7 protein-coding genes are annotated in these 7,283 nt (G+C 32.7%); all 7 read left to right on the top strand.

All coding sequences use genetic code 11. The features are described 5' to 3' along the window. Positions 1-130 precede the first annotated feature (130 nt). Positions 131-1,693, top strand: coding sequence for a hypothetical protein (locus tag SOY52_RS09855; protein ID WP_320848785.1), 1,563 nt, complete (start codon positions 131-133; stop codon positions 1,691-1,693). A gap of 25 nt (positions 1,694-1,718) precedes the next feature. Continuing rightward, positions 1,719-2,564, top strand: a complete 846-nt coding sequence (locus tag SOY52_RS09860) for a patatin family protein (protein WP_320848786.1) — start codon at positions 1,719-1,721, stop codon at positions 2,562-2,564. A gap of 133 nt (positions 2,565-2,697) precedes the next feature. Continuing rightward, positions 2,698-3,726 (top strand): TRAP transporter substrate-binding protein, encoded by a 1,029-nt coding sequence (locus SOY52_RS09865; protein ID WP_320848787.1) that lies wholly within the window; start codon positions 2,698-2,700, stop codon positions 3,724-3,726. Positions 3,727-3,784: 58 nt separating this feature from the next. Next, positions 3,785-4,315, top strand: a complete 531-nt coding sequence (locus SOY52_RS09870) for a TRAP transporter small permease (RefSeq protein WP_320848788.1) — start codon at positions 3,785-3,787, stop codon at positions 4,313-4,315. Continuing rightward, positions 4,312-5,589: a TRAP transporter large permease gene (locus SOY52_RS09875; RefSeq protein ID WP_320848789.1), complete on the top strand. Its 1,278-nt coding sequence runs from the start codon at positions 4,312-4,314 to the stop codon at positions 5,587-5,589. The genes SOY52_RS09870 and SOY52_RS09875 overlap by 4 nt, the downstream gene beginning before the upstream one ends. 10 nt (positions 5,590-5,599) lie before the next feature. Then, entirely contained in the window at positions 5,600-6,379 is a 780-nt protein-coding gene (locus SOY52_RS09880; protein ID WP_320848790.1) for an HpcH/HpaI aldolase family protein, read from the top strand. Between the two features lie 52 nt (positions 6,380-6,431). After that, positions 6,432-7,148, top strand: a complete 717-nt coding sequence (locus SOY52_RS09885; protein ID WP_320848791.1) for a GntR family transcriptional regulator — start codon at positions 6,432-6,434, stop codon at positions 7,146-7,148. Positions 7,149-7,283: the final 135 nt, after the last annotated feature.

The raw sequence follows: 7,283 nt of genomic DNA on the forward strand, positions 1-7,283 counted from the left end.
AATGTTTGTGATAGAGTAGGTATTATCAACAAAGGAAAGCTTATTACAGAAAAGAGTGTAGAAGAGCTCTTAGAAAATAAAAAACAAACACTTGAGGATTATTTCTTATCCGTTACCCAGGAGGCTTAATGTGCTTAAGACATTAGTAAAAACCTATTTTAAGGGTAATGGCGGGCTATCAATATTACAAGCGCTTAAAACAGGTAATTCAAAGAGTAAAAAGAAAAGTAAGGGAAGGAGCATTCTTTCATACTTTGGCCTAATTTATCTTTCTATTTTATATATGTGGATTATCTACTCTAACTTTGTTTCACAGCTAAAAACTGATGTATTATTTGCTGTAATTTCAAGTCAGAGTGTTGCTTTAATGCTTACAATATTCTTTACACTCACAAGTATAGATAATATTCTTGTTACTGGTAGTGATATCAATACTCTAAAAACCCTACCAATTGATACCAAGACATTAACATTATCAAGATTTGTTATTCTATATTTTGAAGTATTTTGTGAGTGTCTTTTAGCCATAATTCCTTTTGCTGTTGCAGCTTTAATAAATATAAAATTTAATATAGTTTTTTACTTATTACTTATTTTAGATGCACTTATTATTCCTGCTTTTTCAGCATTTTTTATGGGTGTTTTCTCATACCTTTCTCTAAAGAGTAAGGTTATGAAAAGAGCTAAAACAGTTCTTATCTATGTTTTATCATTCTTTGTTATTTACTTTATGCTTAGAGTATTAGGTAACCAGGCTGGTCCTAATTCAAGTGTTACATTTGCCCTTTCTGAGAGAGTAGTTGTTTCAAATCAAGTAATAATCTTATTTGCTGCTATTCTTGGTGCTTTAGCACTTTGTAGCATAATACTTTACTTTGTTTGCCTTAAGTTAAGCAAAATAGTAATTGAAAGTGAGAATATCAAGGAGAAAGATAAGCAACTAAGAGGAGAAATATCATATAAACAAAATTCTATTTTCAAAGCATTAGTTATTAGAGAAAAAAGGATTATGTTTTCAAATTCCTCTTTCTCAACTGAATTAGTTTTAGAGCTAGTTATGCCTTTATTTATATTATTAATTTATGCAGTAATGGGAATACTTGGTGATATGAGTAAGGACATTATGTCTATTCCGGGAATTGAAAACTATCTATATGTTGCACTTTGGGGTGTAATTATGATGTTCTATACCTTTAATTTACTCTCTTCAACTTCTGTTTCAAGAGAAGGAAAAGATTTTGATCTATGTAAGATTTATCCGATTAACGTAAAGGATAGAGTAAATTCAAAGTTAGTTTTCCATTTAATTGCAACATTACCTTTTATTGAAATTTTTATTATTGCTATTGCAATTGGAGCAAAAGCTCCCGCCTTAGAAACCATTTTAATAGCTATTTCTATGGTTCCATATATTGCTTCAATTAGTGTAATTGGACTTACTATTGATTTTAATAATCCTCATACAGCATGGGAACGTCCTCAAGAAGCTGTTAAGCAAAATACAAATGGTCTTGGTGCAATGGGCATTAGTATTATTGAGTTAATTTTAATAGTTGGACTTTTTATTTTAAGTGAGATTTATTTAAAAATAAGGTTAGTTTCTACTTCGATGCCATTAATTATTTCACTTATTTTCTTTGTCATCTTCTATAAAACAGCAATTAATAATGCAAAAAAACAATTTGAACAATAAAGGGAAAAAGTTTAGTTTATAACGCATGAATGGTTTAGTTTTAGAAGGCGGTGCAATGAGAGGTATGTTCACATCTGGAATTCTAGATGTGTTCATGGAAAATGGTATTACCTTTGATTCCTGTGTTGGCGTATCAGCTGGAGCAGTATTTGGTTGTAACTATAAATCAAAGCAAATAGGTAGAGCTATTAGGTACAATAAAAAATATTGTAATGATAAAAGATATTGCTCTGTGCACTCACTCTTAACAACAGGAGACCTCTATGGATCTGACTTTTGTTATGATGAGCTTCCTAATAAATTAGATCCTTTTGATTATTCTGAATATGAGAAGAATCCAATGGAATTTTGGTGTGTTACCACAGATGTAAGTAGTGGTAAACCATTTTATGCAAAAACAGAAAAGGGTAGTGGTGATGACATGCTTTACTTAAGAGCTAGTGCTTCTATGCCCCTTGTTTCAAGATGTGTAAATGTAGGTGGAAAATTATTACTTGATGGTGGTATTTCAGATCCAATTCCATACCGTTTTATGCTTGATAAAAATGTTGACAAGTGTGTAGTTATTCTTACTCAGCCAGAAGATTATGTAAAAGAAAAAAATCCTTTGCAATTCCTTTTTAATCTTATTTACCAGGGTAAGAAAAAAGGAATATGTAAAGCAATGTCTATTAGGCATGAAGTGTACAATAATCAAACTAAAGAGATTAAAGAATTAGAATCAAAAGGAAAGTTATTTGTAATTAGACCTAAACATAAATTGGATATAGGAAAAACAGAAAAGGACCCAAATAAGCTAGAAAGGGTTTATCAAGAGGGAAGAAGTATGGCTCTTGAAATACTGCCTAATTTAATTAGTTATCTTTCTTAAGTAATTATGCTACCTAAAATATGGTAGTATTTTTGTCTCCTAAGAGTGAAAAAAATCTTTACAAGTAATATTTACCATGGTAATCTGATATCAGATTTAAAAAGTGATATCACTTTTATAAAAAGGAGACAATATGAAAAAACTTATTGCTATCACACTTGTGATGTTATTAGCACTCACAACAGTATTCGCAAACGGCAGTTCTGAATCACAAGCTTCAGCAGATTCAGGCAAAACTTACACAATTAAGCTTGGACACACAATGAGTACTGCTCATCCAAGACACGTATCTCTTTTAGAGTTTGAAAAATATGTAGAGGAAAAGAGTGGTGGCAAAGTACAGGTAGAATTATTCCCAGCTGGTGTTCTCGGTTCAGAACCTGATATGCAGGAATCAATGAGAATGGGTACCTTAGAGGCCTTCGTTGGTGGTCCTTTTGATACAATTTCTAAGAAGTTAAACTTATTCTTAATGCCATTTTTCTTTGATAATCAAGATGCATTAATGAGAGTTGCTAAGAATGAGGAAGTATTTAACATCATTTCATCAGATGCTGAAGCTAATGGACTTAAGATTCTTGCAATTGGTGATGGTGGTGCAAGACAGATTACTAACTCAAAGAGAAGAATTACAAAACCTGCAGATATGAAGGGCTTAAAGCTTAGAACTCCTTCTATCGAAGCAATCATGGTATGTATGGAAACACTTGGTGCATCAACAGTTTCAATTCCTCTTGCAGATTGTTATATGTCACTCAAAACTGGTGTAGCTGATGGACAGGAGAACCCTGTTGCAACAATTTATGACCAGAAGCTTTATGAAGTACAAAAGTACATTACATATGTAAACTATCAGTACCATCCAGAAGTTTTAACAATGAATGCGAAGTACTACAACTCTCTTCCTGCAGAATATCAGCAGATTTTAAGTGATGCTGCATGGCTTTTCATTGAAACAGAGAATAAGATTGCAATTGACAATGCTGAAGCACGTCTTGAAGAGATGAAAGCTTACGGATGTGATGTATATACTCCAACTGATGCTGAAAAGCAGGCATTTGTAGATGCATGTACTCCTGTATATGATCACTTTGTAAATACTCTTAAGTATTTTACACAGGAAGAATTAGATCTGGTTAAAACACTCGCAATGGGTAAATAACAGTCAAAAAGAATACTATGGCCTGGCTGTGTAGTCAGGCCTTTTTTAGGATATTTTAATGAATACTATACTCAAATATTTAGATAAAGCTATGTCTTTTATTTTGATTGTATTAGTCGCATTCCTTGCTATAGGAGTATCGGTCACTGTTGTTTTAAGATACTTCTTCGGGCTTTCTTTTAGTACTCTTGAAGAATTACTAACAATGGCCTTTATTTTCACAACATTATTTGGTTCTGCGCTAGCAATTAGAGAAAAACAACACATTTCAATTTCTTATCTTGCAGATAAAATCGTTGGGAAAAGTAAAAAGAAAAAGATAATATCTGCATTTTTAGTTGACTTATCGATTTTATTTGTTTCAATTGTAATGATTTATTTTTCAATTTTATGGATTAGTCAAGTTGGTCATTTACTATCACCAAACTCACATTTACCAATGAGTGTGTACTATATCTTTGTACCAATAACATTTTTTATTACCGTTTTTTATGTAGTAATTGATATGCTTTCTTACTTCGTAAGGATAGAAAATGCAGATGGTGGATATTCTACTGATGATGTTCTACCGGAGGATAAAGAGAAATGAATCTAACTATATTATTTATTGCATTATTGGTATTTATACTTATAGGAGTCCCAATAGGATACTCTCTCGGTGGAGCAGGTATCATTTACTTTTTCTTAGAAAATCCTGCATTCCTAATGAGTGTTCCTCAAAGAGTTTTTTCGGGATTAAATTCATTTATTTTAATTGCAATGCCTCTGTTTATGCTCTCAGGAGAATTGATGAACCATGGTGGGTTAACAAAGAGACTTATTAACTTTGCTCTATTAATTTGTAAGCCATTTAGAGGAGGCTTAGGTGAAGTAAATGTTGTTGCTTCTATGATTTTTGGTGGTATTACAGGCTCTTCTGTTGCTGATACCTCTGCACTTGGTTCAATATTAATTCCTGATATGACCAAGCAGGGATATTCAAAAGAGTTTTCTACAGGTATTACTGTTGCTTCCTCCACTGTGGGTATGATTATTCCTCCATCGATTCCTATGTTAATGTTTGCAATGGTATCGGGAGTATCAGTTGGTAAACTATTTATGGGAGGTGTAATACCTGGTTTGTGTATTGGTATCTTCCAGCTTGTTGTTGTATGGCTCTATTCAGAAAAGAAGGGATACCATAAAATTGAAGCAAAGATTGATCAATCAGTATTTAAAGTTGTAGTAGATGGCTTAATTGCATGTTTAATGCCTGTTATGATTTTAGTATTCACAACATTTGGTATTACCACTGCAAGCGAAAGTGCTGCAGTAGCAGTAGTATACTCACTTATTGTAGGTAAATTCTTCTATAAAGAGCTTAAATGGAAGCATATAGTTGCAGCATTAAAAAAGACTGCAATTATGACTGCTACTATTATGGTGATTGGTGGCTTTACAAACGTATTTACTTATATTTTAGCAATTAAACAAGTTCCACTTGCGATAGCTAACTTTATTTTAAGTTCAAATATTCCAACATGGATTATTTTCTTACTCTTTGATATCCTAATTCTTCTTTTAGGAACATTCTTGGATGTAGTTCCATGTATTTTATTAATTGCTCCAATTATGTTACCAGTATTCACAACACTTGGTATGAGTGAAATTACTTTTGGTATGATTTTAGTTGTAGGCCTTGCAATTGGACTTGTAACACCTCCAGTAGGAATGTGCTTGAATGTAGGTAGTAAAATATCAGGAATGCCTATTATTAGTGTTTTCAAGTCTTCTTCCCCGTTCTTACTTTGTAATATTTTAGTACTACTGATGGTTACTTTCGTTCCAGCAGTATCAACATGGCTTCCAAGCTTATTAGCATAAGGAGGATAAAATGACATTAAAAGAAAAACTAAAAAAAGGACCTGTTTTTGGCATTACCTGTTACACAGGAATGGCAAGCGTTGTAGAGTGTATTGGAAGATGGGGATATGACTTTGTATATCTCGATCTTGAGCATTCAACTATAGATGGACTATGTAATATAGAGAGATTAATATTAGCAGCTAAACATGCTGGAGTATCTCCATTAGTAAGAGTCTCAGGAGTTCATGATTCTGAAATAAGACAAGTACTAGAGATGGGTGCAGAGGGGGTAGTTGTTCCTCACTGTAGATGTAAAGAAGATGTTGAAAAAATTATTTTCAATGCTAAGTTCCCTCCTATGGGTAGAAGGGGCGGTGAAAGTAATGTAAGAGCTGCAGGCTTTGGTGTAAATGGTTTTTCATGGTCTGAATACACCAAGAAAAGCAATGAAGATACTATGATAATTCCTATGGATGAAGACTTTGAATTTACTGAGAATATTGAAGAAATTTTAAGTGTAGATGGAATTGATGCTGTTAACTTTGGTCCAGTCGATTATGCTCTTTCTGTTGGAGCTGAGGTTGGATACAAAATTACCGATGAGAGAGTTGATTACGGATATAATAAATTAAGAGCTGTGACAAAAGAGAAGGGTATAGGAATTATGGCTCCTGTTGTTCCTTCTACAGAATCTGATTTAAGAGCTGCAATTGACCGTGGTATTAATATGCTTATTTTGGGAAATGACATGTACCATTTAAATCAAGGATTAGGAAAAATTGCTAAGGAAGTTGAGAAAGTAAAATAATATTTTCAAAAAAAATAATAATCTGATATATTAATCTTGAAGGAAAATACTAATGGCTGATATCAGTACTACAATTTTTGAGGCATTGAAAAAAGAAATTACTAAATTAGAAATAATCCCTGGAGAAAAAATTAGTGAAGGGGAAATTTGTTCTCGTTTTTCTGTCACAAGGCCTCCTGTTCGAACTGCTTTTCAGCGCCTTCAAGATATTGGTTTATTAGAGAATGTTCCATATAAAGGTGCAACTGCAACTTTAATTAGTTTATCCTCTGTACATCAAATGATTTTTATGAGGACTGCAGTTGAATCTTGGATTATCAAGGATTTTATCAATACTAATCCCTCTCCATTTGTTTTAGAAGAACTTGAACATAATTTAAGGATGCAACAAATACATGTTTCACAAGATGAAATAGATGAGAAACAATTCTTCACCCTCGATTGTGCTTTTCATCAATTTTGGTTTGATAGAATGCATTGTGATGATGTTTGGAGAATGATTCAAAGTGATTTAAATTATGAACGTTTCAGAATGCTTGATTTCGTAGGGACTCTAGGATATAGAGATATTGTTAAAGATCATGAAAAACTTTTTGAAGCAATAAAAGAAGGTGATAGTAATTTAATAACACCAATACTTTCTTCCCATCTAAATGCAGGTCTTGCTCGAATGGGAAATTTAATTAGAACAGATTATAAACAGTATTTTGTACTTGATGATAAAGATAATGAATACTGGCTTTTATATAATGAAAAACTTGCAAAGTAAAAAGTAGCTCCTGGGGTTACAGTTATCTTACCTTGCATCTCTCTAACAAAATACCATTGACTGGGTGACGTAAGCAACAGAAATTTATTCTTCCTAGTTCTGGAGGCTGAGAAGTCCAAGATGAGAGGCCAGCAG

This window comes from Bullifex sp., assembly GCF_034103065.1.
Taxonomy (GTDB): domain Bacteria; phylum Spirochaetota; class Spirochaetia; order Sphaerochaetales; family Sphaerochaetaceae; genus Bullifex.